General features: G+C 45.0%; 19 protein-coding genes. 9 read left to right on the forward strand and 10 right to left on the reverse strand.

The features are described from left to right. Window positions 1-4 precede the first annotated feature (4 nt). From QMA01_RS16260 to QMA01_RS16280, 5 genes are all read right to left on the reverse strand, one after another. Window positions 5-1,486, reverse strand: coding sequence for a Na+/H+ antiporter subunit D (locus QMA01_RS16260; RefSeq protein WP_290215487.1), 1,482 nt, complete (start codon window positions 1,484-1,486; stop codon window positions 5-7). Further along, the gene (locus tag QMA01_RS16265) at window positions 1,479-1,826 is read right to left on the reverse strand and encodes a Na(+)/H(+) antiporter subunit C (RefSeq protein WP_191716491.1); all 348 of its coding nucleotides are present in this window, start codon (window positions 1,824-1,826) and stop codon (window positions 1,479-1,481) included. Before QMA01_RS16265 ends, QMA01_RS16260 begins: the two co-directional genes overlap by 8 nt. Continuing rightward, window positions 1,826-2,248 carry a Na(+)/H(+) antiporter subunit B gene (locus QMA01_RS16270; RefSeq protein ID WP_191716490.1) on the reverse strand — a complete coding sequence of 141 codons (423 nt, stop codon included), beginning with the start codon at window positions 2,246-2,248 and terminating at the stop codon, window positions 1,826-1,828. The genes QMA01_RS16265 and QMA01_RS16270 overlap by 1 nt, the downstream gene beginning before the upstream one ends. Then, a complete protein-coding gene (locus QMA01_RS16275) occupies window positions 2,235-4,649 on the reverse strand; it encodes a Na+/H+ antiporter subunit A (RefSeq protein WP_290215488.1) in 2,415 nt (804 codons plus the stop codon). Before QMA01_RS16275 ends, QMA01_RS16270 begins: the two co-directional genes overlap by 14 nt. Before the next feature lie 335 nt (window positions 4,650-4,984). Next, window positions 4,985-6,217, reverse strand: a complete 1,233-nt coding sequence (locus tag QMA01_RS16280; RefSeq protein ID WP_191716488.1) for an MFS transporter — start codon at window positions 6,215-6,217, stop codon at window positions 4,985-4,987. Between the two features lie 127 nt (window positions 6,218-6,344). On the opposite strand from QMA01_RS16280, the gene QMA01_RS16285 reads away from it, so the two are divergent. Both QMA01_RS16285 and QMA01_RS16290 read left to right on the forward strand, forming a co-directional pair. Then, entirely contained in the window at window positions 6,345-7,043 is a 699-nt protein-coding gene (locus tag QMA01_RS16285; RefSeq protein ID WP_290215489.1) for a peptidylprolyl isomerase, read from the forward strand. A 101-nt stretch (window positions 7,044-7,144) separates the two neighbouring features. Then, complete coding sequence (locus QMA01_RS16290; RefSeq protein WP_290215490.1) at window positions 7,145-7,405, forward strand: DUF1871 family protein; 261 nt, start codon at window positions 7,145-7,147, stop codon at window positions 7,403-7,405. Between the two features lie 247 nt (window positions 7,406-7,652). Here the strand turns inward: QMA01_RS16290 and QMA01_RS16295 are convergent, their stop codons facing one another. Then, on the reverse strand, window positions 7,653-7,865 hold the full coding sequence (locus QMA01_RS16295) for a helix-turn-helix domain-containing protein (RefSeq protein ID WP_203341030.1): 213 nt from the start codon (window positions 7,863-7,865) through the stop codon (window positions 7,653-7,655). Between the two features lie 103 nt (window positions 7,866-7,968). After that, window positions 7,969-9,306, reverse strand: coding sequence for a sodium-dependent transporter (locus tag QMA01_RS16300; RefSeq protein WP_191716646.1), 1,338 nt, complete (start codon window positions 9,304-9,306; stop codon window positions 7,969-7,971). A 148-nt stretch (window positions 9,307-9,454) separates the two neighbouring features. Here QMA01_RS16300 and QMA01_RS16305 point away from each other — a divergent pair, with 148 nt between their 5' ends. Next, window positions 9,455-12,067 carry a hypothetical protein gene (locus QMA01_RS16305; protein WP_290215491.1) on the forward strand — a complete coding sequence of 871 codons (2,613 nt, stop codon included), beginning with the start codon at window positions 9,455-9,457 and terminating at the stop codon, window positions 12,065-12,067. Window positions 12,068-12,153: 86 nt separating this feature from the next. After that, on the forward strand, window positions 12,154-12,528 hold the full coding sequence (yugI, locus tag QMA01_RS16310; protein WP_006828542.1) for a S1 domain-containing post-transcriptional regulator GSP13: 375 nt from the start codon (window positions 12,154-12,156) through the stop codon (window positions 12,526-12,528). A 152-nt stretch (window positions 12,529-12,680) separates the two neighbouring features. Here yugI and QMA01_RS16315 read toward each other — a convergent pair whose 3' ends face one another. After that, window positions 12,681-13,994 carry a sigma 54-interacting transcriptional regulator gene (locus tag QMA01_RS16315; protein WP_191716482.1) on the reverse strand — a complete coding sequence of 438 codons (1,314 nt, stop codon included), beginning with the start codon at window positions 13,992-13,994 and terminating at the stop codon, window positions 12,681-12,683. Window positions 13,995-14,133: 139 nt separating this feature from the next. Between QMA01_RS16315 and pruA the strand changes: the two genes are divergently transcribed. From pruA to QMA01_RS16335, 4 genes are all read left to right on the forward strand, one after another. Then, a complete protein-coding gene (gene pruA / locus QMA01_RS16320; RefSeq protein WP_290215492.1) occupies window positions 14,134-15,678 on the forward strand; it encodes an L-glutamate gamma-semialdehyde dehydrogenase in 1,545 nt (514 codons plus the stop codon). A 96-nt stretch (window positions 15,679-15,774) separates the two neighbouring features. After that, window positions 15,775-16,968: an ornithine--oxo-acid transaminase gene (locus QMA01_RS16325; protein ID WP_290186700.1), complete on the forward strand. Its 1,194-nt coding sequence runs from the start codon at window positions 15,775-15,777 to the stop codon at window positions 16,966-16,968. Window positions 16,969-17,050: 82 nt separating this feature from the next. Then, window positions 17,051-18,295, forward strand: coding sequence for a Glu/Leu/Phe/Val family dehydrogenase (locus tag QMA01_RS16330; protein WP_191716479.1), 1,245 nt, complete (start codon window positions 17,051-17,053; stop codon window positions 18,293-18,295). Window positions 18,296-18,406: 111 nt separating this feature from the next. After that, window positions 18,407-19,570 carry an iron-containing alcohol dehydrogenase gene (locus QMA01_RS16335; RefSeq protein ID WP_290186703.1) on the forward strand — a complete coding sequence of 388 codons (1,164 nt, stop codon included), beginning with the start codon at window positions 18,407-18,409 and terminating at the stop codon, window positions 19,568-19,570. A 39-nt stretch (window positions 19,571-19,609) separates the two neighbouring features. Here the strand turns inward: QMA01_RS16335 and QMA01_RS16340 are convergent, their stop codons facing one another. Together QMA01_RS16340 and QMA01_RS16345 are read right to left on the reverse strand one after the other, a co-directional pair. Further along, window positions 19,610-20,596, reverse strand: a complete 987-nt coding sequence (locus tag QMA01_RS16340; protein WP_290186704.1) for a cation diffusion facilitator family transporter — start codon at window positions 20,594-20,596, stop codon at window positions 19,610-19,612. Window positions 20,597-20,612: 16 nt separating this feature from the next. Further along, window positions 20,613-21,341, reverse strand: coding sequence for an MgtC/SapB family protein (locus QMA01_RS16345; RefSeq protein WP_191716476.1), 729 nt, complete (start codon window positions 21,339-21,341; stop codon window positions 20,613-20,615). A 105-nt stretch (window positions 21,342-21,446) separates the two neighbouring features. Here QMA01_RS16345 and QMA01_RS16350 point away from each other — a divergent pair, with 105 nt between their 5' ends. Then, the gene (locus QMA01_RS16350) at window positions 21,447-22,349 is read left to right on the forward strand and encodes a DMT family transporter (RefSeq protein ID WP_290186705.1); all 903 of its coding nucleotides are present in this window, start codon (window positions 21,447-21,449) and stop codon (window positions 22,347-22,349) included. Window positions 22,350-22,453: the final 104 nt, after the last annotated feature.

The following is a 22,453-nucleotide window of genomic DNA, read 5'->3' on the forward strand; positions in this document are numbered from 1 at the left end:
TCACCTACTCCTTTAATACCGCATCTATATAGATGGATGGATTCAGCAGCACTTCACCCGCGCCTGAAATGAACGGCATGAAGAGTTCCGCACCGACCCCAAATACCACTGTAATGGCAACGAGGATGACCGTCGGGATAAACATTTGATTAAAAACGGATTTCTTTAGAGGAACGGTTTCAACCGGTTCGCCCCAGAATGCATAGATGAAAATGCGTACAGCACTCAATAGCACAATCAGGCTAGTTGCCAGGATGACAATGCTGCCCCAGAATTGCGGACCTTCAAAGCCGCCTTGGACAATCAGCAGCTTGCCTGGAAATCCGCTAAGCGGAGGTATGCCGGCAAGGCCGAATGCTGCAACCAGATAGGTCCAGCCGAGAAACGGGTAGGTTTTGATCAATCCACCCATTTTCCGGAGGTCGGTCGTACCGAACAAGACCGCTACAATGCCGACTAAGAAGAACAAGGCTGCTTTGATCAGCATATCATGTAGCAGATAAAAGATGGAGCCATCAACTCCAGGCTGGTTTAATTGCGCAATCCCGAATAGAATCACACCGACAGCAATGATGATGTTATAGATGATGATCTTTTTAACGTCAAAATAGGCAAGGGCACCGATACATCCGGCTAGGATGGTCAATATTGCAATGATTCCAAGCAATTCATGGGTAAAGGTGATATTCATGTTAAAGAACAGCGTGTATGTACGCATGATTGCATAGACGCCGACTTTTGTCAGCAAAGCGCCAAACAGAGCCAATATTGGAACAGGAGGCGAGTAATACGACCCCGGTAGCCAGAAGTACAGTGGGAAGATTGCGGCTTTAAAACCGAAGACTACTAGGAACATGACAGCTATGACAGTCAGGATCCCGGTTTCTTCAATTTGTGGAATCTTCACTGCCAAATCCGCCATGTTCAACGTTCCGGTAACAGAATAGAGGAAAGCGACAGCTGCTACAAATAAAGCGGATGAAATGATGTTCACCAACAGATATTTGATGGATTCGCGCAGTTGCGGTTTTTCTCCACCATGGACGATTAAGGTATAAGAAGCCATTAGCAGCACTTCGACAAATACGAACAAGTTGAAAATATCGCCTGTCGTAAAGGCGCCATTGACACCGACCATCAAAAATAGGACAGCCGGATAATAAAAGGACTGCTCACGTTTCACACCAATTGTCGGAAAACTGTAAAACACAACAAATAAGGTGATGATCGAAGTTGTGACCACCAGTAAAGCGGACAATGGATCCGATACCATGGATATGCCGAACGGTGCCGGCCAGCTGCCAAGTGTCACAGCTTGGACACCCTCTGCATTTACTTTAGCCAATAGCACCAAAGCAGCAATCAACGTTGCGGAAGCGCCGGTTGCAGCAAGAAATCGCTGAAGTTTCAGGCGCTTCGGGAAAATCATCAGGACAGTAGCAAAAAACAAAGGAATGATGATTGGAAATAGCAGTAAATTACTCATGGTCTTCAGTTCCTCTCAGCAAATCCATATTGTCGGTACCGAGCTCCTGATAAGACCGGTAAGCAAGCACTAGGAAAAATGAAGTAACAGCAAATGAAATGACAATTGCCGTCAAAATCAATGCCTGTGGGAGCGGATCAGCGTAATCGCTGACACTGACTCCGTCTGCCACGACAGGAGGGGAGATTCCTCCAAGGCCACCCATCGTCAATAACAGCAAATGGGCGCCATGGCTCAATAGCCCAGTCCCGATGATGATGCGTATCAAGCTTTTTGAAAGCATTAAGTAAACAGCTGCCATAAAGAGAAATCCGATGACAACCGACATTATTATCTCCATTATTCATCCTCTCCAATCGTTTGAATAATGGTCATCGTTACACCGACAACAACCAGGTAAACACCTGCATCGAACAGCATCGCTGAATGCAGAGAAGTTTTACCGAAAAGCGGTAAATCAAAATAATCATAAGCGTGTGTAAAAAATGGAACATCAAAGATGATGGAGGCGGCAGCAGTGGCAAGTGCCAACAGCAAGCCGATCGCTGTCATCGTCACATAATTGAGCGGCAGTATTTTTTTAACGGTTTCAATATCAAACGCAAGCATCAGCAGCACGATTGCACTGGTAGTCAACAAGCCGCCGACAAAGCCGCCGCCCGGTGTGTAATGTCCAGCAAAAAATATATGGACGGCAAACATCAGGATGATGAAAGTCACTACTTTTGTAGCCGTTTGAAGCATGACATCATTTGTTCTCATGCTGACCCTCCTTTTTGGTCATACGCAGTTTAATCATGGTAATGATGCCAATACCGGCAATGCCCAGCACTGCAATCTCAAACAATGTATCAAACCCGCGATAATCAACTAAAATAACGTTGACGATGTTTCCGCCGCCTGCTTCGGAGTAAACCGTTTCCTTGTAGAACTCAGAAATCGAAGGCAAGAACTTCTGGGAGTGAGCGGACAGCGCGACCAATGTCATAGTGACCCCAACACCCAATGCAATCAATGCGTTACCAAGGCGGAAACGCATGCGCTCTTCTTTGCGGCTGATCTGCGGCAAGTGATAGAAAGCCAGCAGGAACAGCGCAACGGAAATGGTCTCGATCACCAGTTGTGTCAACGCCAAATCCGGCGCACGGAAAATGACGAAAAACAGCGCAACTGAATAGCCGACTGCACCGAGAGCGATAATCGCCGTCAGCCTTGATTTTGAAAACAAAATCGTTAATGTCGAGCCGACCAAAGCCAGCAGAATAACGATTTCATAAAAACCGATTGGTGCCAGGTTAGTCACATCAAAAGCGAAAGATTCAGTCAAGAACAGCGTTCCAAGAACAATGATGACAACAAAGCTGAACATATACACCAAATAAGAGCGGATAAATCCGGTCATGTAAAGCTTGGAAAAACGGTTCGCTCCGGTATCGCTCATAAACATCAGGTTGTCATATAACGCATTCAATGAAACAGAATCAGGGAAGCGGTCGTAGCTCTTTTGCCACTTGTGCAGCGTCCAGAACATCAGGCCGCCGACAGCAAAAATGCCGAGTGTCATAAAGAGCTCAGTATTGAAACCATGCCAAGCTGATACATGGACATCCACTTCTGACGGTGAGTTATACAAGAATGGCTGGATAGCCATTACAGCTGGTTTCACAAGCCAGTCGCCGACGCGATTCGGAATAAAGAAAATCACGATAACAAGTAAAGCAAGGAATATAGGTGAAATCAGCATACCGATCGGTGCTTCGTGCGCTGGTTTCGGCAATTCCTCCGGCTTGTGCTTGCCTGCAAAAGTATGAAACACAAAATAGAAACTGTAGATGAATGTGAAAACAGAACCAAGCCATGCCACAATCGGGAACAGAACGCCCCAAACGTCCATGGAGAATAAATCGAATTCAGTTAAAGACAGCATGGCTGTCAGGAACATTTCCTTGCTCAGGAAACCGCCGAATGGAGGCAGTCCTGCCATAGAAAAGGCGCCGACCATGGCGACGGTGAAACTGATCGGCATTAAGCCCATGAGGCCGCCGAGTTTTCGGATATCCCGTGTGCCGGTCTCATGATCAACGATACCGGCAATCATGAACAGGCTGCCTTTAAAGACCGCATGGTTGATCAAATGGAAAATAGCTGCAAACCCTGCATACTTGAATGTGGTTTCCGCTATATTGTCGATATGATAGCCGGCAGCAGAAGCTCCCAGTAACGACATGATCAAGCCCAGCTGGGAAACGGTCGAGAAAGCCAGAATCCCTTTCAGGTCTTTTTGTTTCAAGGCGAAGAAAGAACCCCAGAACATAGTAAACAAGCCGACTCCGGCGACCAGCCACATCCAGGTGCCGGATAGTGCGAAAATAGGAGTCAGCCGAGCCACCAGGTAAAGGCCCGCTTTAACCATCGTCGCTGAGTGCAAGTATGCACTGACTGGAGTAGGCGCTTCCATTGCATCCGGAAGCCAGATATAGAACGGAAACTGTGCAGACTTCGTGAATGCACCGAACAGCACCAAAACGAGTGCCCAGATGAAGAAGTCATGTGTTGCCAACTCAGCTGCCTGCGGAATTAATTCGCGGATGGAATATGTATCGCCCATAATGCTCAATAGCACAAATCCCCCGAGCATCATCAATCCGCCAAAAACAGTAATCATCATTGACTTCAATGCGCCAAATCTCGACCGGTCGCGAGTATACCAGTAACCGATCAAAAGGAAAGATGAAATCGATGTCAATTCCCAGAACAAGTAAAGGGTGATTAAATGGTCACTTTGGACAATGCCGAGCATTGCCGTCATGAACATCAATAAATAAACGTAGAAGTTATGTAATTGTTCACGGTGTTTGTCCAAATAAAATATGGAATACAACACCACTAGCGCCCCAATGCCGGTAATCAGCAAAGTGAACAGTAGGCTTAACCCATCGATATATGCAACGAATGCGATATCAAGCGAAGGGATCCATTGGAATTCAGAAACTAAATTGCCGCCGTCGATGGTAGTAGGAAGCAATGAGAGATAGTAAATGAATAGCGCGACAGGGACAACCAGTACAAACCAGCCAGTATGGATTTTTCCGACTTTCTTAAATAGCAGCGGAATAAACAAAGCTGCAAGCAATGGTAAAAAGATTAAAAATACAAATGACAAATGAATCCTCCTTCCAGCATAAAGAGAAACTTCAATCAGCGGGTGCTTCATCCCTCAAGAATTGTTTGTTGATCCAATTGGGTTCTGTGGACAGCATATCTCCTGGCATAAAAGTGGGAGCATGGCTTTCCGTTAAAGCGGGATAAACGTGAAGAGTTTCTAATTAGAAATTATAACGCAAATCAGGTGGATTTGCACCGTTCATCAATTAGCACAGCTGAATTCCTATGGCTTTCTCTGAGCTTTTGTAATAGGAAGAAACCTGATTATGTTAATTTTGTGAATTTGAAAAAAGAGCAGCAAAAAGCCGGTTTTCCGATGAAAACCAGCTGAGCTTACATATTCTTTAATTCCTGTTCCAACAATACGTCTTCAAAATCCTGTTCAGGTTTTGCTAACGTATAGCGCAGGAAGCCGAAAGCAAGGACGAACAGCACACCTGTTACGATAAAGACGGAAGAGATGCCGATAAAGCCGCTGACGATACCCCCGAACATGGGACCGATGATATTGCCGAGGAAACGGAAACTGGTATTATAGCCCATGATTTCGCCCTGGATTTCAATCGGTGCTTCCCGGCGCATCAAAGCGGTGGTGGTTGGAATCATTCCGCCGACTGCAATGCCGAATAGCAGGCGCAAAATGATCAATTGCCAAAGCTCGGTGACGAATGCCTGCGGAATGATAAAAATGAATGCCAACAACAGCAGAAATCCGAGAACTTTCTCATAGCCGATGGAATCACCCAAACGGCCCCAGCGCCGCGCAAATAGCAAGTTGCCGACACCCGTTGCACTGAACGTGATCCCTGCAAGAAACGCCACTTGCCCACTGCCTTCTGTCAGATGCGCAACGTAGAGAGACAATAGCGGTTGGATGCTGAAATTCCCGATTTGAATCAACGCGGTAATGATCATGACATTTAAAATCAGGCGATGGCTTAAAATACCGTTGACAATGGTCTTCGGTGCATAGACATGGGCGCCTTTTTGTTTGACGCGTCTGATTTCATGGAGACCGAAAACCACAAACAAAGCGGCAATGGCAATTACACTTGCTGTAATGAGGAACGTATACTGGAAGCCGAATGCATCTGCCATCAAGCCACCGAGGACAGGGCCAAACAGCGTCCCGGAAACACTGCCCATTTGCAATGTTCCGAGTGTTTTCCCAGCCGTTTCTTTAGAAGTCTGCGAACTGACAAATGCCAGGGAAGTAGGGATGAACCCGGTCACCACACCCATGAACAGACGGATTAAAAACAGTTCGGTAACGGAGTCGGCGGTGCCCATCATGAAAATGCTGATGGCAATCCCAAAGCCGTTGATGATTAATATCGGCTTAAAGCCGTATTTGTCAGCAATGCGCCCCCAGATTGGAGACATGATCAAGGCGGCGACAAACGTAACGCCGAATACCAGGCCCGACCAGCGCTGGACGTATTCATCCGTGAAATTGCCGAGCGATTCGATGTAAAGAGATAAGAATGGCATAATCATCGTGGTGCTGCCGGCAACCAGGAAATTGGTGAACATGATAATAAAGAAATTCTTTTTTTGAGTATCCATATGGACCCCTTCTTTCTGAACGGAGCATCTGTTCCTATTATATGATATTTCGCTTCACGAAGAAAGTGTTGAAACTTACCAATGAATTCAAAAAACTTCTATGCTAAAATAGAACGGGGTGAAAACGATGAAAAAAACAATGATAACGCCAATTTTATTAGCATTACTTCTTGGCGCATGCTCAGAAGAAGCGGGTCCGAAGACTGAAGAACCAACAGAAGCGACAGAAACCGCAGCTGTTGAAGTGGACGGTTATCCGCAGTTGTCCACTGAAGTGGCAGACAACGAAGCACTAGTCGAACTGACGACTTCCATGGGAACCATGCAAATTAAGCTATTCCCGGAAATTGCACCAAAAACCGTGGAGAACTTTTTAACACATGCAGAAGAAGGCTATTATGACGGGTTGACTTTCCACCGGGTCATTGAAGACTTCATGCTCCAGACCGGAGATCCGACCGGTACAGGGGGCGGTGGCGAAAGCATTTACGGTGCTCCATTTGAAGATGAATTTCATGACCACCTTTTCAACATCCGTGGTGCATTGTCGATGGCCAATGCCGGACCTGGGACTAATGGGAGCCAGTTCTTCATTGTTCAGGCTCCTCCGGTAGCGGAAGGGGATTTGGCTGGCGATTATCCGGAAGAAATTCGGAAAGCTTACCTGGAACAAGGAGGCACACCTTGGCTTGACGGCAAACACAGCGTATTCGGCCAGGTGATCGAAGGCATGGACGTGGTCGACGCCATTGCTGCGGTTGAAACAGAGCAGGAAAAACCTGTCGAAGACGTAACCATCGAATCTATAGAAATTTTAAAACAGTAGTTCACTGCAGAAAATCCTTGTAACGGGATTTTCTGCTTTTCTTTTTTTGAGTATGTGCTATTATAGCCCTTAACGCTAGAGAAATGTTAGGTGAAAAACTAATGGAAATAAGGGAAATGAACAGAAAAGCTGTTTTGGTCCTGGAAGAATGGGATCCTTTCACCATCGGTTCTGAAGGTTATGAAACGCAAATTGCAGACGTTATTACGCAATTGGGAGTTTTAGACCATCCATCAGATCTTGCAAAAGAAATACAAAGTATTTACAAAACGTCTTTTGAAAAGTGGATTCCACTGGAGCGCTGTGTGGACATTTCCTACAAATTGATTGCCCTTAAGTATAAGGCGAAGCACATTATTTAACAAAAAAAAGAGCTATCGACGAATTTTCGTCGAAAGCTCTTTTTTGTTGATGGTTTATCCCGCTTTAACGGGCAGTAAGATTCCCGCTTCTACAAGCGGGAGATCAACTGACCGTAAAAGTCCGATTGGATCGGGCCGACAGGATGTCGGTTACATAGGCGTTGCCGCAGGACGCGGCGCGTTTAGCCTATGTTCTGCTTTTTATCAGTGGGGGATGAAGAAAACCCCCACTGATTGAAGTTTCTCTTTATTTTGATCCTAATCCGTCTACTAAGTTCGAAGCAGGAACTTCCAACGCATTTGAAAGAATCAAAATGGTTTGGTTTGATGGGACTTCTGCGCCGCTTTCATAGGCTTGTAGCTTAGCGACACCGATTCTTGTTTTTAGGGACAATTCATCTAATGAAAGGTTACGCTCTTCACGAAGCGCTTTTAATTGGGCGTGTAAATCGTTTTTCACATTTATCCACTCCTTCTATATGGAACTTTCTTCTATTTATATAGTATCATGCACAGAATTTTTTCGATAGAACAAGTTGTGGCTTTTTTTGAACAGTTTCCACTCATTGGAAAATAGCGATGATTCCTTGGATAAAGACGACAATGATGGCAATCGGTGCGACATAACGCACCAGTACCCGCCATACATCAACCCAGACTTTCTGTTGGGAAAGCTCGTTGTGGGCGTCTTGCTTTGTCAAAACATAGCCTGCAAACAAGGATGTAAATAAAGCCCCAAGCGGCAAGCCGACTCTGCTGGTCAAAGTATCAATGAAATCAAAGAACGTAAAGCCGAAGAATATTTCCTGCGGCATAACACCGAAAGACAAGGCACTCGGAATACCGACGATGAAAATCATTAAGCCAAAAATCAACGCGACTCGGCGGCGGCGGTCATATTTGTTTTTGACACCGATCGATACCGTGATTTCAAGCATAGAAATAGACGAAGTCAACGTAGCGAACAACAACAAGATAAAGAAGATAATCATCAGGAACTCACCCATGAACAATTGGTCGAATATCGCTGGCAAAATGATGAACACTAACCCCGGACCCTGATCTGGCGTATAGCCTAAAGCGAAGACGGCCGGGAAGATGATCAGCCCAGCCATGATGGAAATCACGATGTTCAACGAGACTACGCTGACAGAAGAGCGTGTGAGATTTTCCGACTTGGACAGGTACGACGCATAAGTGATCATTCCTGCAACACCGACACTCAAAGAGAAGAACGCTTGTCCAAGTGCAACCAATGCGGTCTCGAAATTAAAGAAAGACCAGTCCGGAATAAACATGAAGCGTACGCCTTCCATGGCGCCGTCCAACGTCAGTGACCGGATCATCAGAATCAGGAAGAAAATCAACAAAGCCGGCATCATGATTTTGCTGGCACGTTCGATTCCGCCTTTAATCCCTCCTTGGACAATCCAGATGGTCAAGCCCAGGAAAGCGGCTTGGGCAAGAAGGACTTCCCATGGATTAGTGATGATGCCATTAAACAAGTTGGCAAACTCGGCATCTCCTAAATCCGAGAGCTGGAACAGAATGGAGCGTCCCAAATAAGATAGGACCCATCCTCCCACAACACTGTAAAACGACAATATAAGAAACGAAAAGATAAATCCAGACCATCCGATCAAATACCATGGTTTACCGGGAGCTTGTTTTTTCAATCCGCTGACAGCATCCGCCTGGCCTCGACGGCCGATAACGAATTCTGCAAGAAGAATCGGCAATCCGATTGCCACGGTGCTGATAATGAACAGCAGAATAAAGACACTGCCTCCGTTTGCACCGGTTTCGTATGGGAATTTCCAAATGGCGCCTAAGCCGATGGCACTGCCTGCAGCTGCAAGAACAAAGCCCAGCTTAGAACTCCATTGATCACGTTTTTTCATCATGTCACTCCTATCTCATATAGATTCACTCATTTTACACGACAGGCAGTAAAAAAAATAGCAGTATTTGAAACGCTGAGGCATTTTGGCCGTATAATAATCAAAACGATAAAAAATTGATTATTCAAACGAATCGGAGAGTGGAACTATGGCTTCTGAAACAAATCTCTACGGGCAGGCCCAAAAAGGAAATTCAGCTGCTTTTTATGAATGGGCAGAGACTATCCAACCGGACAGTGGCCGCTTTGCTTACCAATTAGGTGTTTCTATAGAAGTACTGCCTGACTTTCAACGCCAGTGCCTGCAGCTATTGTTTGAGGAAATCGGCGGCTTGACGCAAGAACAGGCGCAATTGCAACTCTTTAAAATTATGGTTAAGCAATATTCAACATATACCGCTCCACTTCAAACAGATTCCGATCAGGCCATACTCGGCTTTCCAGAAGACAATGAACTGCACAGTGAGCTGCAGAAATTAGAACCGGACCAGAAAATCCCTTTAGTATTGGCTGTTTTTCACAACTGCACAAAAACGGATATTGCCACGGTGATGGGCATGCCGGAATCGCAGGCAACCCGATCAGTGGAACAGGGGTTAGCAACTTTAGAGCAAACTTTTCATTATAGTAAGCAGCAGCTTCTGCTGCGTTTGGAGATGCTCCAGAAATCTTACCGGCGTTTTGAGCCCCCGAAGCCTGCTGGCTTACAAAAACCTATTGAAATCGGAGTTCCTCTCGCTGATGATGCTTCCGCAAAAACGGTTGTTCCTCGGCCGTTCAGAAGAAAAACGGCGGTTCTGCTGGGGGGTGCAGGACTGTTTATAGCGTCTATCATCGGCATCAGTTTTATGATGGACGACCAACAGACAAAAACCGCCGGTACGACAGAATGGCAGCAAGTCGAAACAGTGACAGAGGACATGATGGCAGACTGGAAAAGACAATACGAAAGCGTTAAAGCTTCTTCTCCTGAGCGATTGGGGATGTCTCCGGAACAATATGGAAAGCTTGATTATGTCAAACAAGCGGATGCTGAAATGGAGCGTGTTTTTAGTGACAGAGCGGTGGATTCATTAGAAGGCGACCCCGAGGCTATGCAGCTTGCTGTTGAACAGATCCTTTGGCAGATTGAAACACCGCGGGGCATGGCTCTTTCGTTAGGTGCCTCTCATCCACTGCCTTCTGAAGAAGTGAATGAGTTTCTTCGGAATTACACAGCAAAAGCGACCGAACTGCAGCATTTTGCAGACAACATACTGCTGAATTATCAAGAAGAATTGGAAACTACCGCCGTTATGGGCGAGCTATCTCCGGAAAAGCTTAGGGCCCAGCCTGATGTATTTCCTGAAGAGTTGAGGTTGCTTGTCGAAGCTTTGCCCGAGTATGCACTTTTTCCTTTTGTCGATATGGAACGAGAACATTTCCGGACCGTTCGGGACGTTAATTATTTGCAGCAGCAACAGCCATTCATTGGCCATCCCTATGCGGGGCAGTATTTGCAGATGTGGAGTGAAGAACCTTATTTTAACGACAATGGATTTTTGGTTCCTCTTGAAAATGTTCCACAGAAACTGATTTTTATGGAAATGGCATTATTGGATGAGTGGGGAGAAACATCTCTATTTGACGGAACGGAAGTCGCTTACCAGCAAGTTTTTTGGCAAATGATGAAAGGCAATGACAATTCGCCTGTTTTTGATGACCAAGGCAAGGTGAAGAATGAATATAGAGCCGCTTGGAACAATGCCGCTTCATCCAATCCCATGGCTTTTCTTCTGCTGCCGATCCTGGATGAAATGGAAGCGAGCGGATGGACTGCTTCCGCACATTACGATGAACTGCAGTTCCATGATATTTTGGATGCGCTGGAAATGGAGAAGGCGGGAAGCCTTGCCGGCCGTTTGCCGAATGGCGATCTGGAGCTTGAAGAAGAGTTTGTCGACCTGCAAGATTTTGATTACAGCCGCATTAAACCATTGTACGAATCTTTCCGGGCATCCTACGATCTGCAGCTTCTGGCGGGTGTTCCGCCCCTGGATGTGCTGTTCATGTACCATTATGCCAATGAAATCAATGACAGGGACACGTTATGGCACCTTTTGGCAGACAGCCCATTAAAGCCGCCGCTTGCAGCATTTAAGGAGCAGTGGCAAAATATTCCGAAGCTGACGGAAAATGTGGCCTGGGTAGAACTTTCCAAAGACACCTACAAGCAGCGGGTAAAAGAAAAAATCTTTATTTATCCCCATCATATACAAGCGGAGCAGTATGATGAACGCCTGGAACTGATGCTGGTCACTGAGAAAGACCGAATTTGGCAAGTCGATTACCAGCGATATGAAAGTTACGAATTGCAGGGGCAAGATCAGCAGTTCAAGCGGACAGTCGACTCGCTTTATGGAATGATTTCAGGGGATTCCGAAAAACAGCTGCCTAGCGATACCGAACCTGGAGAAGTGGCAGGCGTATTCTTTAAAGCAGTTGAAAGCGAAGATATCCCGGCCATGAGAAAGCTTGTAGCTGAAAAGGACCTGCCAGATGAAAGATTCGAGGCTTTTTTGGAGCTGCACAGTTTCCGCCCGTTTTCCGAATTCCATCAATTGACGTTCAAGACCTTTTTTGATGGTGCCCATTCCGGAATACCCACTGGCAGGGCTGAAATTCAATATGAAGCCGGGGCGCAGGATAACCTGTACGAAGAAGTCTTATTCATGAAGAAAACCGCAGATGGCTGGCGTATGTCGGAGTTAAATAGTTACTGATTTTACTATCAGCATATAGTTGTGCTATAATATACAGATGCCAATAGGTGTACAGGACAATTAGATATGACTAGGAGCGGGTAAACATGACAAAAACATACCAAACAGGCGATACGGTTTCAGGTAAAGTTACAGGAATCCAGCCATACGGCGCATTCGTAGCTTTAGACGACCAAACACAAGGATTGGTCCACATTTCAGAAATCACTCACGGTTACGTGAAAGAAGTAAGTGAGTATTTGGCAGTGGGACAAGAAGTTGACGTAAAAGTATTGGAAGTTGATGAGAAATCTAAAAAAATCAGCCTTTCAATCCGCGCACTTCAAGAGCAGCCACCAGCAGCTCAAAAGACTGAAAAACCAAAACAATCTCTTCAGTCACATGTAAACGAAAGTGACTCTGAAGGATTCAACTCTTTGAAAGACAAAATGCAAGAGTGGATCAAACGTTCTGGACAGTAAGAAAAGCGAAAGCGCCCGCTAAGCTCTGACAGGCATAAGACAGAATAGCAGAACGGCTTGTTTTCAGCCGTATAGCCAGACTGGTTTATGACCCGAAGAGCTGGGTGCTAGAGTCTGGACAATAAGAAAAACATAAAAACGAAGCGCAGACATCATGTCTGCGCTTCGTTTTTTTTGATTTTCCGTAATCGGTATTGTAGATTTTGGCGGCTCATGCCAAGTGCAGCCGCCGCTTTTGTGACATTATTTCCATGCAGGTCCATCGCCTTCTGCAGGTAATACATTTCCGCTTCAAATAAATAATCCTCTAAAGGCAGCAGTTCTGTATTGGACTGGACAATGAAATCTTCAGGCTGGTGTGCACCCTTTAAATCGGTCTTCAGCTTAAAGTGATGGGGCAGCATGTCCGCGGTGACAACTTCCTGTGTTGTCAGCAACGAAGTAATTTCATCAAGCAGCAATTCCAGTTCCTTTAAGTTGCCTGGCCAGTCATAGGCATGGAATAGGGCACTTACTTCCTTGTCTAAGCCGTGTACGACTGAACCGACCATCATCCGATGTCGGGAAAAATAATCTTCGACGAACGGAAGTATATCTTCTTTTCGGTGGCGCAGCGGATCCAATTTGATGGTCATGGAAGAAAAGAAATAGTACAGGTCTTTCAATAACTTATGGGAGGCGATCAATTCGACAGGATCATCGCCGACACTGGCGATGAAATACGTATTGCCGCGCGACCGCTCTTCTGCCATCTTCAGCAGTTGCTCCTGCATCGGCAAAGGCAATAAGTCAATCCGTTCGCAGTAAATGGTGCCATCTCCCATTTGCTCGATTTCTTCCCCTAATTGATCGAGCAGGGTACCGTCTGTTCCATGGCAATAGAGGGTGTACATCTGCCTTTCGGAAGTATGGGCCCAGTGGATAGCTTCGGCAATCAATTCTTTGCCGGTTCCTGATTCTCCTACCAGCAGAACGGGCAATTTCGCCATTGCAGCTTTTTCGGCGGTGGCAATGACTTTTTTCATGCTTTTGGAAACGGCCGTAATCGCTGAGAAAGTAATGGGCTCCCCGTATTTTTTCAGGGGCTGGTAAATCACTTTTTCAAGCGTCGTTACATCACGCGACAATTCAATGGCACCGATCAGTTTTCGTTCTTCAAACACCGGGTACGTGTCATTGATCGTCGTAATTTCCTGGCCTTTGCGGTTCCAATAGGTCTGCTTAACATTGAAGACAGGTGTTCCGCTTTGAAGAACCTTCAATAATGTACTTTCATGCTGATCGAAACGGAACATCTCCAAAAGAGACCGATCTGCCAGCTCCTCAAAATCAAATCCCTCTATTTCACGCATCTTTTTATTATAAAGAATGGTTTTTCCCTTGGTATCTATGGCATGGATCCCTATTGCCACATGTTCTCCGGCAAACTTATAGAAAGGGGATAAATCGATATGATCGGACTTCAAAATGCTCACTCCAAAATTATTTTGACTTTTTAAACAAAAACACTTGAATTATGCAACAATCTTTTGCATTATTATATATGGAAGCAGTTTAAAAGTGCAAATTTTTTTTGCGCTTACTTAAAACTCAAGGAGGATTTACATGATTCCCTACAAACACGAACCGTTCACAGATTTCTCGATTGAAAAAAACCGTACAGACTACCTGGAAGGCTTGAAGACAGTTGAAGCTTACCTAGGTCAGGACTATCCGTTAATTATTGGTGGCGAACGCATCACTACCGAAGATAAAATCGTGTCATTTAACCCGTCAAATAAAGAAGAACTAATTGGAAACGTTTCGAAATCATCTAAAGAGTTGGCTGAAAAAGCAATGCAAGCAGCTGACGAAGCTTTTAAAACGTGGAAAAAAGTAAAACCTGAAGTCCGCGCTGATGTACTGATGAGAGCAGCTGCAATCGTCCGTCGCCGCAAACATGAATTCTCGGCACTTTTGACAAAAGAAGCAGGCAAGCCTTGGAACGAAGCAGATGCAGATACAGCAGAAGCAATCGACTTTATGGAATACTACGCTCGCCAAATGCTGCGCCTGAAAGACGGCATGCCAGTGGAAAGCCGCCCAGGCGAAGACAACCGCTATGACTATATTCCTTTAGGAGTAGGTGTTGTTATTTCTCCTTGGAACTTCGCTTTCGCGATTATGGCCGGAACAACAGTTGCAGCAATGGTAGCTGGAAACACTGTTCTATTGAAACCTGCTTCAACTACTCCAGTCGTTGCTTATAAATTCATTGAAGTTCTAGAAGAAGCGGGCATGCCACCGGGTGTAGTCAACTATATTCCAGGACCAGGATCTGAAGTCGGAGATTATTTAGTGGATCATGCGAACACACGCTTCATCTCATTCACAGGATCTAAGGAAGTCGGCCTGCGCATTGCAGAACGTTCTGCAAAAGTGAATGAAGGGCAAGTTTGGATGAAACGCCTGATTGCTGAAATGGGTGGAAAAAATACAATGGTTGTGGATAAAGAAGCTGACCTTGAGCTTGCTGCACAATCGATTGTAAAATCTGCTTTCGGCTTCAGTGGACAGAAATGTTCAGCCGGATCACGCGCAGTTATCGTAGAAGATGTATACGATACTGTTTTAGAACGTGTTATTGAGTTGACGAAAGAATTGACCATCGGAGATCCGACAGAGCAGTCAAACTACATGGGGCCAGTAATCGACGGCAATTCATACAAGAAAATCATGAGCTACATTGAAATCGGTAAAGAAGAAGGCCGTTTGGTCGCTGGTGGAGATGGAGATGATTCTAAAGGCTTTTTCGTTAACCCGACAGTCTTTGCTGATCTTGATCCTCAAGCCCGCATTATGCAGGAAGAAATTTTTGGCCCGGTTGTCGGCTTGATGAAAGCAAAAGATTTTGACCATGCAATCGAAATCGCCAATAACACGGAATATGGTTTGACTGGTGGAGTAATTACCAACAACCGTGAAAATCTTGAAAAAGCCCGTGAAGATTTCCATGTAGGAAACCTTTACTTCAACCGCGGCTGTACAGGCGCAATCGTCGGATACCAGTCGTTCGGTGGCTTCAATATGTCCGGTACTGATTCAAAAGCTGGCGGACCAGATTACATTGGTCTTCACATGCAAGCAAAAACAACTTCTGAAATGTATTGATTCATTTTTTGAATGTATTAACAAACAACAAATGGTATAATAATTCATTAAGAAGGCAGACGAAGGTCTGCCTTTTTTAAAAAAGGAGGAATTTACATGACACAGACACAGGCCATCATTGAACAGACAGAAAAGTACGGGGCGAATAACTACCACCCACTGCCGATCGTTATTACTGAAGCAGAAGGTGTTTGGGTAAAAGATCCAGAAGGCAACAAGTTCATGGATATGCTGTCAGCTTATTCGGCTGTCAACCAAGGGCATCGCCACCCGAAAATCATTCAGGCACTAAAAGATCAAGCGGACCGCGTTACCTTGACTTCGCGTGCTTTCCATAATGACAAATTGGCTCCATGGTACCAAATGATCTGCGATATTTCCGGCAAGGAAATGGCATTGCCGATGAATACAGGTGCTGAAGCTGTAGAAACGGCATTCAAAGCTGCGCGCCGTTGGGCATACGATGTTAAAGGTGTTGCGGATAACCAGGCAGAGATTATTGCATGCGACGGAAACTTCCATGGCCGTACAATGACCGCTGTTTCATTATCATCCGATCCTGAATACCGCAAAGGCTTTGGCCCGATGCTTCCGGGAATCAACTTGATTCCTTTTGGAGATTTGGAAGCATTGAAAAATGCCATTACGCCAAATACTGCAGCATTCTTGATCGAACCGATTCAAGGAGAAGCGGGGATCATTATGCCTCCACAAGGATTCCTGAAAGCAGCAAGAGAACTTTGCCGCGAAAACAATGTTCTTTTCATCGCTGATGAAATCCAATGTGGACTTGCACGTACTGGAAAAATGTTCGCCTGTGAATGGGAAGATGTAAATCCTGATATGTATATTCTAGGCAAAGCGCTTGGCGGGGGAGTCTTCCCGATTTCATGTGTCGTAGCCGACAAATCCATCTTGGGTGTATTCAATCCGGGATCACACGGTTCAACATTCGGCGGGAACCCGCTTGCTTGTGCTGTCTCAGTCGCTTCTATGGAAGTGTTGCTTGATGAGAAACTTTCTGAGCGCTCCCAAGAGCTGGGTGAATACTTCATGGAGAAATTGCGTGAAATCGACCACCCTTCAGTGAAAGAAGTCAGAGGCCGTGGATTGTTCATCGGTATGGAATTGACTGAAGCTGCAAGACCTTACTGTGAACAATTAAAAGAGTTGGGCCTTTTATGCAAGGAAACGCATGATACGGTCATCCGTTTTGCTCCTCCGTTGATCATTTCAAAAGAAGAGTTGGACTGGGCAATTGAGCGCATTCAAAAAGTGTTCTCTAAATAGCATTCAGATGGCACATAAATATTGACATGTGTTACACTAGATGCTGAGTAATTACTAAAATATAAAGAGGCGAACTAATACAATGTCTGAAAACTTGAACTTGTTGACGTCAACGCAGAATGTTATTAAAACTGCATTGGATAAGCTTGGATACGAAGATGCGATGTACGAACTTCTAAAAGAACCAATGCGGCTTATGGAAGTGCGCATTCCGGTGCGTATGGATGATGGCAAAACAAAAGTCTTTACGGGTTACCGTGCACAACACAGCGACGCGGTAGGACCGACAAAAGGTGGAGTCCGTTTTCATCCGGATGTAAATCGTGACGAAGTCATTGCTTTATCCATGTGGATGACATTAAAATGTGGGATTGTAGAATTGCCATATGGTGGAGCAAAAGGTGGAATCATCTGTGACCCGCGCGAAATGTCCATGCACGAAATCGAAAAATTGAGTCGTGGATATGTCCGTGCGATCAGTCAGATTGTAGGACCTAACAAAGACATCCCGGCACCTGATGTGTTTACCAACTCGCAGATTATGGCGTGGATGTACGATGAATACAGCAAAATCGATGAATTCAACTCTCCTGGCTTTATTACGGGTAAACCAATTGTTCTTGGTGGATCTCAAGGCCGCGACAAAGCAACGGCTCAAGGAGTGACTATCTGTATTAACGAAGCTGCAAAAAAACGGGGTCTTGATATGAAAGGTGCTCGTGTTGTCATTCAAGGTTTCGGTAACGCGGGTAGCTTCCTGGCAAAATTCCTTCATGATGCGGGAGCTAAAGTGGTCGGTATTTCCGACGCTTATGGCGCCCTTCATGACCCGGATGGTTTGGATATCGATTACCTATTGGACCGCCGCGATAGTTTCGGAACGGTTACCACGTTATTCGATAATACCATCACCAACAAAGAATTGTTTGAATTGGACTGCGATATCCTGGTTCCGGCAGCGATTGCCAATCAAATCACAGAAGAAAACGCCAATGACATCAAAGCTTCCATTGTCGTCGAAGCCGCAAACGGCCCAACTACAGCTGAAGCTACGAAAATGCTGACAGATCGGGGAATCCTTTTGGTTCCTGACGTCCTGGCAAGTTCTGGTGGAGTTACCGTATCTTACTTTGAATGGGTGCAAAATAACCAAGGTTATTATTGGACGCAAGAAGAAGTGGACGAAAAACTCAACAAAAAATTGGTTGATGCTTTTGAAAATGTCTATAATGTAGCAACTACACGCAATATTGATATGCGTCTAGCCGCTTATATGGTAGGTGCACGCAGAACTGCAGAAGCTTCACGCTTCCGTGGCTGGGTTTAATGCATAGGAAAAACCGTCGGGATTCTCATCCTGACGGTTTTTCTGTCTCAATCTTTTGCTTTTTTATTTGAGAAACTACATAATATAACCTGAATAGAGGAGGATGATTGGATGAACGCATTTTCATTTTACAACCCGGTAAAACTTATTTTCGGTAAAGGCCAGCTTCAAGCGGCTAAAAAAGAATTGCCGAAATTCGGCAAAAAAGTGTTATTGGTATACGGCGGTGGCAGCATCAAGAAAAACGGCCTTTACGATGAAGTCATTCAAATGTTGTCAGATGCAGATCTTGAAGTTTTCGAGTTGTCTGGAGTAGAGCCGAATCCGCGGATCTCAACTGCCCGCAAAGGCATTGAAATCTGTAAAAAAGAAGGCATTGAGATGATTTTGGCTGTCGGTGGCGGTTCAGTTATTGATTGCACGAAACTGATTGCCTGTGGGGCTAAGTATGACGGAGATGCTTGGGACTTCGTTTCCCGGAAAGCTCAGCCGAAGGAAGCCTTGCCTTTTGGTACAGTTTTAACGATTGCGGCAACGGGTTCTGAAATGAATGCCGGTTCGGTTATCACGAATGAAGAAACACAAGAAAAATACGGATGGGGAAGCCCGTTGTCATTCCCGCAATTCTCGATCTTGGATCCGTCTTACACATTGTCGGTACCGGAAAATCATACGGTATATGGAATTGTGGATATGATGTCCCATATTTTTGAGCAATACTTTAATGACGCCACCAATACACCTGTTCAAGACCGGATGTGTGAAGGGGTACTGAAAGCGGTTATCGAAACTGCACCGAAGTTAATGGAAGACTTGCAAAGCTACGAACACCGCGAAACGATCTTGTTTGCCGGAACAATGGCTTTAAATAAATTCCTTGAAATGGGTTATAGAGGTGACTGGGGTTCACACAATATTGAACACGCCGTATCAGCTGTCTATGATATTCCCCATGCGGGCGGATTGGCGATTCTTTTCCCGCAATGGATGCGCCATAACGTTAAAGTGAATCCTGGCCGTTTTGCTCAAATGGCAGTCCGTGTCTTTGATGTGGATGCAACTGGCAAATCGGAAACGGATATTGCCTATGAAGGAATCGACCGCTTGGTAGCGTTCTGGACTTCTCTGGGAGCGCCGACACGTTTGGACTACTACGACATCGATGATTCGAAAATTGATGTAATGGTAGAAAAGGCTATGGTCTATGGTGAATTCGGTAACTTTGCAAAATTGAAAGACGAAGACGTTAAAGAAATTCTTCAGGCGTCTCTATAAGAAAAGGCTCAGCATTTACGCTGAGCCTTTTTTCTTTGTTTATTTTTTATTAAGAGATTCTGGTCGGCTGCTAAGGTGTGTCCAATGTGTTTCGCCGTCATCTGCATCGAGTGAGACAATGACGTCATCAACACTCGGCTGGCTGAGGATGATTTCCGCTAGACGTTCCTGCAGCGCATCTGCTTCAGGGACAGTCAACTGTGGATCGACTTCGATCTTGGTTTCCACATGAAGAAATTCCCCTTCTTTAACAACTTCCAATTCTTTAATGTCGCGAACGTCAGGATGATCGGTTAGGATATGGGCGATGTGGTTAACCATCTGCTCATCAGTTTCCCCGATAACTCCACGTGCATTATCCATAAAGACTTTGGCTACCACGTAAAGCATCATAAATCCGATCGCGATGGAAGCTGCTCCTTCGATTTGCAGAAATCCTGTGTAGTGTGCGATCAATACCGCAACTAATGCCAATACGCCGCCTGAAGTTGCCACTAAGTCCTCTAGGAATACCAACTTAGTTGCAGGCTTGGCACGATTCAAATGGGCAAAGCTCGTGGTAAGTGGAGCCATAGCTCCTCCTTTGACGCCTGCTTCATGCAGAACTTCTTTACCTGCTTTATATAGAACGAAAAATTCAAGAAGGATAGCAATAGATAAGACCACAACACTGATGATAAAACCTTCCGCTTCTACAGGCGCTGTCATTTGATGCCAGCCTTCGACAACTGTTTCATAAGCCATGATTCCGACAATCAGTACAGCGCCGAGAAGGACGATGTTTAACAGGCGCCCAAAACCGTTCGGGAATCGTTTAGTGGGTGCTTTCTTTGAAAGCGCCGAACCGATAAAGACAAAATATTGGTTGGCTGCATCCCCGATGGAGTGCATCGTCTCGGCGAACATCGCGACATTCCCGGTAAAGAAGAATGCAACACCTTTCATGATGGCGATAAATGTATTAATGATTGCGGCTGTCAGGGACGGCTTGTTACCTTGTTTCAATAATCCGAAAAACTCTTTCATCCAAATTCCTCCTTCGTTAAATCAGTTCAATTTCAACTTGTTTTACTTTTTCCATATCAGATATTTCCTGATACAGATCAATTGTATCTTTTTCCTGAGAAAAAGACATACGGATTGTCAGCTGGTGGAAGGGGACATTGCTCTCCTTATCGGAATGCGTAATGGATATGCTTTCGATAAGTGACCCTCCAGCCTTTAATTCATCCAACACCTGCCGGATTGATGACCGATCGGATACGATTACTTTCAAGTTGGCTTCGACCATATTTAAGCGCTTCGGTCCATACTTGAAAAGTAAGGGAGGCAAAGCTTCTATGCCGATCAAGACAAGCAGGACAGCAGTCAAAGCTTCTATATAGAAGCCTGCCGCCACTGCTATACCGATTCCGCCGGCTCCCCAAATCATCGCGGCGGTCGTCAGCCCTGAGATAGAATCGTTGCCGCGCTTCAAAATCACGCCTGCACCCAGAAAACCAATGCCGGATACAATCTGGGCGGCAAGACGAAGCGGGTCCATTGTAATGTTCACGTTATCATACTCGCTGCCTTGGGCTATATAAGCTGATTCAATCGAGATGATGGTCAACAGACAACTGAAAGTAGAGATGACGACACTTGTCTTTAATCCGACAGGCTTTCTTTTTAATTCCCTTTCTAGCCCGATTACTAAACTTAAAAGAGCGGCTATCACGAGTTTAAAGAAAGTTTCAAATGAAGAAATTTGCATAGCGCTGAAAAACTCCATTGAGATCTCCTCCATTTTTTCTTCTTTTATTGATTCTGCCTAGACAAAGTGGCAAACTTAGTACGTGCGTTGTCGGCAAATTAAATTGGCAGAAGAGGTGTTTATATGGAGAAACCGACTATCCACCCGTACATTCCGATCATAATAGGTGTTTTCTCAGTGGCATTGTCAGCTATTTTTGTTAAAATGACATCTGCGGATTCAGGAGTCACTGCTTTTTATCGTATGTTGTTCTCTATAGTGATCATGAGTCCGGTCTTCTTCCTCAAATATACCCATGAAATCAAAAAGCTAAGCAAAAGGGACTGGACCTTCACAACAATAGCTGGCGTATTTTTAGCGTTTCATTTTATTTTGTGGTTTGAATCGCTGAATTATACATCGGTGGCCAGTTCAACAGTGCTTGTTACGCTGCAGCCGTTGTTCGCTTTTGCGGGTACATATTTTTTCTTCAAGGAGAAGCTCTCTTTAAAAACATTGGTGGCTGGAGCCATTGCGATTTCTGGCAGTGTGCTGATTGGCTATGGGGATTTCAAATTGAGCGGAAGTGCGTTATTTGGAGATTTGTTGGCCTTGATTGCTTGTGCATTGATAACTGCTTACTTATTGTTTGGTCAAGACGTGCGGAAAAGATTGTCTTTAGTGACCTATACATTCGTGGTATACGGAATCAGCACCATAACATTATTCTTCTATATCATATTTAAAGGAGAATCATTTGGTCCGTATCCGGCGTCCGAATGGATGTGGTTCTTATTGTTGGCGTTGATTCCAAACTTGCTGGGCCATACTCTTTTCAATTGGGCTTTGAAGTGGGTGAGTACCAATGTCATATCAATTGCGATCCTTTTTGAACCCATAGGTGCTGCTATCCTTGCATATTTTATACTTGGAGAGTATTTGAGCCTGTCGCAAATAGTGGGTGGAAGTATAGTGTTGGCGGGCATTACGCTATTTATTGCCGACTACCAAAAAATTAAAATGCACTTTTTTAAAATAAAGGCTTGATTTATTGCGCGTGGCGGTTTATATTTATATATGTCCTTAAGACAACTCAAAAAAATATTTTGAAATAGTATTGACAGCGAGATTGAAACAGGATATATTAATAA

Origin of the sequence: Planococcus notacanthi, assembly GCF_030407825.1 — a bacterium.
Lineage (GTDB): Bacteria > Bacillota > Bacilli > Bacillales_A > Planococcaceae > Planococcus > Planococcus notacanthi.

Coding starts and splice junctions, on each gene's coding strand:
- QMA01_RS16260 (WP_290215487.1), bottom strand. CDS start 1,486: ATGAGTAATTTACTGCTATTTCCAATCATCATTCCTTTGTTTTTTGCT.
- QMA01_RS16265 (WP_191716491.1), bottom strand. CDS start 1,826: ATGGAGATAATAATGTCGGTTGTCATCGGATTTCTCTTTATGGCAGCT.
- QMA01_RS16270 (WP_191716490.1), bottom strand. CDS start 2,248: ATGAGAACAAATGATGTCATGCTTCAAACGGCTACAAAAGTAGTGACT.
- QMA01_RS16280 (WP_191716488.1), bottom strand. CDS start 6,217: ATGGATACTCAAAAAAAGAATTTCTTTATTATCATGTTCACCAATTTC.
- QMA01_RS16285 (WP_290215489.1), top strand. CDS start 6,345: ATGAAAAAAACAATGATAACGCCAATTTTATTAGCATTACTTCTTGGC.
- QMA01_RS16290 (WP_290215490.1), top strand. CDS start 7,145: ATGGAAATAAGGGAAATGAACAGAAAAGCTGTTTTGGTCCTGGAAGAA.
- QMA01_RS16300 (WP_191716646.1), bottom strand. CDS start 9,306: ATGAAAAAACGTGATCAATGGAGTTCTAAGCTGGGCTTTGTTCTTGCA.
- QMA01_RS16305 (WP_290215491.1), top strand. CDS start 9,455: ATGGCTTCTGAAACAAATCTCTACGGGCAGGCCCAAAAAGGAAATTCA.
- yugI (WP_006828542.1), top strand. CDS start 12,154: ATGACAAAAACATACCAAACAGGCGATACGGTTTCAGGTAAAGTTACA.
- pruA (WP_290215492.1), top strand. CDS start 14,134: ATGATTCCCTACAAACACGAACCGTTCACAGATTTCTCGATTGAAAAA.
- QMA01_RS16325 (WP_290186700.1), top strand. CDS start 15,775: ATGACACAGACACAGGCCATCATTGAACAGACAGAAAAGTACGGGGCG.
- QMA01_RS16330 (WP_191716479.1), top strand. CDS start 17,051: ATGTCTGAAAACTTGAACTTGTTGACGTCAACGCAGAATGTTATTAAA.
- QMA01_RS16335 (WP_290186703.1), top strand. CDS start 18,407: ATGAACGCATTTTCATTTTACAACCCGGTAAAACTTATTTTCGGTAAA.
- QMA01_RS16340 (WP_290186704.1), bottom strand. CDS start 20,596: ATGAAAGAGTTTTTCGGATTATTGAAACAAGGTAACAAGCCGTCCCTG.
- QMA01_RS16345 (WP_191716476.1), bottom strand. CDS start 21,341: ATGGAGTTTTTCAGCGCTATGCAAATTTCTTCATTTGAAACTTTCTTT.
- QMA01_RS16350 (WP_290186705.1), top strand. CDS start 21,447: ATGGAGAAACCGACTATCCACCCGTACATTCCGATCATAATAGGTGTT.